Genomic DNA, 2504 nt, shown 5'->3' with positions numbered 1-2504 from the left:
GTATTATAATGTTTATAATACTCATGTTTATGTCTTCGGCAATATTCAATACCGTAAGCGAAAAAACTCTAAAAGCGCAGATTGAAGAAAATATTAACGCGGAAGTTAGAGGTTTGAGCGGTATGCGTTCGGAAGATGTCGATAATTTTATCAAAGAGCGAAGAAGCTATTATTACGATATTTATTGGCTAAACAGAAGCAAGGGCGAGAGAATATTTTTAAGGGCTATTAATACGATAACTTTTCAGTTCGGCAAATCGAGTATTATGATGGATTCAAACGGCGACAGAGCCGTCATAAAAATAATAGGAGAAGCTTTGCCTCGTTCGATAATATTATTCACAACGGCGTCAATAATTCAAATAATAATAGGTTTGGCTGTCGGTTTGATAAAGGCAAGAAAAGCTGGAAGTCCTTTTGACAGAACAACGAGCGTTTTTACTATGATAGTTTACGGCATGCCTACTTGGTGGCTTTCAATGATTCTTATAATGGCTTTCGTTTATAAACTAAATTTATTTCCATCGGGCGGCGTTCATTCCGTTCCGACTCCAGAAGGCATAATGTATTTTTTGGATATGTTATGGCATATGGCTTTGCCTCTTCTAACTTTGGTATTGATAGGTTTTTGGGGAATTTCATTTGTCGTTAGAAATATAGTTTTAAATATTCTTCAAGAAGATTATATAATGGTGGCGAGAGCGAGAGGATTAACCGAAAAATCTATTCTATTCGGACATACTTTAAGAAGCGCCGCTCCTCCGATAGTGACGATTACTTTGCTCGGGCTTTTGGGTTCAATAGCGGGTTCTATAATATTCGAAGGAATTTTTTCATGGCCAGGGCTTGGCAATTTGTATTGGATTTCAGTTCAGCAAAACGATATTCCCGTGTTAATGGGAAATTTGGCGATAACAACGGCGCTATATCAACTTGGACTCGTCATACTCGATATTTCTTACGGATTTTTGGACCCGAGAATAAAAGTCGGAGGAAAATTATAAATGGAAAATAAAAAAACAAATTCTATTAATCCTCAAAAACAAAATTTAATCAAAGATTTTTTTAACGAATTCAAAAAAGATAAAACGGGAATGATAGGATTATCAATACTAATAATTGCGATTTTGATATCTTTATTAGAGCCTTTGATTTTAACTTATAAAGAAGCGCCGAAAAGATGGAGAGATATTAATTATTGGCAGGATAATCCAGTATCCGCTCCTCCAGTGTGGCTCAATTTTTTTCAAAAAGAAAAAGCGTCTATTACTTCGCATATAGAAGAAATAAGTTTTGAAACGAATTATATTGACGGAAGATTAAATTACAAAATTTTATTCGAATACGATTATAATTATGATAAATCTCCAGTCGATTTGATTTTTCATTTGAATATTAGAGGAAATACGGGACTAATTTGGAAAGTCGTTCGCCCAGACGGAGAGAGTATAATTCTTTATGACGGTTTATACAATTCTACGGGAAATTTGAGAATATCTGCCTTTAACGATTCAAAAAATAGAATTCTCAGATTCTATAGAGAATCCGTTCCAGCGATTTTTTCAAGGCAGGCGGAATCTTTAATTACGAATCCGATTGAAATATTATTTAATACGAAAAGAGACGATATGGCAAAAGATTTTTTAGCCTTAAAAGGAATTTACAAGTTTGAAATAACGGGAGAATTTTCCGAAACCAACGGCGAAATCGAAAATCCTTATATGGTTTTAGTCGGCTCGATGTCGGGCTTAATGGGAACGGACAACATGAAAAGAGATATTTTTTCTGGGCTTATATCGGGTTTGAAATGGGCTTTATTTATAGGAATAGCGACAAGTTTTATTGCCGTAATAATAGGCGTTATGTATGGAATAATTTCTGCATATTTCGGAGGATTTGTTGACGGATTTATGCAATTTATATATCAAATATTTATAGGAATTCCCGTTTTGCCCGTTATGATAGTAATGAGCGCGATATTCAAACCGAGTATTTGGACAATGATTGCTATGATGATATTATTTTCTTGGACGGGTTCGGTTATGACGGTTCGCTCTATGGCAATGCAATTAAAAGAAGAAACTTATATTGAAGCCGCAAGAACAATCGGAGCGGGACATTTAAGAATAATATTCAATCATTTGACTCCTCTGCTTTTGCCTTTTTCTTTTGCGTCTATGGCTTTAGCCGTTCCTTCGGCTATAGTTTACGAATCGTCTTTATCGCTGTTAGGATTTGGTGACGCTACGATAGTAACTTGGGGACAGATTTTGCATGATGCGATGAAAGGTTCGGCGGTTCTTTCGGGGCTTTGGTGGTGGATAATACCGCCGGGAATTTTAATAGCGATTTTAGGAATGTCGTTCGCGTTTTTAGGTTTCGCTTTAGATAAAATACTTCATCCAAAATTAAGAAATAGATAAAATTCTAATTTTTAATTTAATTTAAAATTATCTAAACTTAATTTAGTAATTTAATAAGATAATTTATTTTTTATTAAGAAT

2 protein-coding genes are annotated in these 2504 nt (G+C 34.5%); both read left to right on the top strand.

Features of this window, described 5'->3' with window-relative positions; genetic code table 11:
• Nucleotides 1-2 precede the first annotated feature (2 nt).
• Nucleotides 3-1004: an ABC transporter permease gene (locus ACR0QS_RS12700; protein WP_432633821.1), complete on the top strand. Its 1002-nt coding sequence runs from the start codon at nucleotides 3-5 to the stop codon at nucleotides 1002-1004.
• Nucleotides 1005-2423, top strand: coding sequence for an ABC transporter permease subunit (locus tag ACR0QS_RS12695; protein ID WP_432633820.1), 1419 nt, complete (start codon nucleotides 1005-1007; stop codon nucleotides 2421-2423).
• Nucleotides 2424-2504: the final 81 nt, after the last annotated feature.

Origin of the sequence: Brachyspira sp. (genome assembly GCF_050873525.1) — a bacterium.
GTDB lineage: Bacteria > Spirochaetota > Brachyspiria > Brachyspirales > Brachyspiraceae > Brachyspira.
Note: the sequence above shows the minus strand (reverse complement) of the source record. Positions and strands in the feature narration are given on the sequence as shown.

Excerpts from the sequence above, each read along its gene's own strand:
- ACR0QS_RS12695 (WP_432633820.1), top strand. The coding sequence starts at position 1,005 with ATGGAAAATAAAAAAACAAATTCTATTAATCCTCAAAAACAAAATTTA.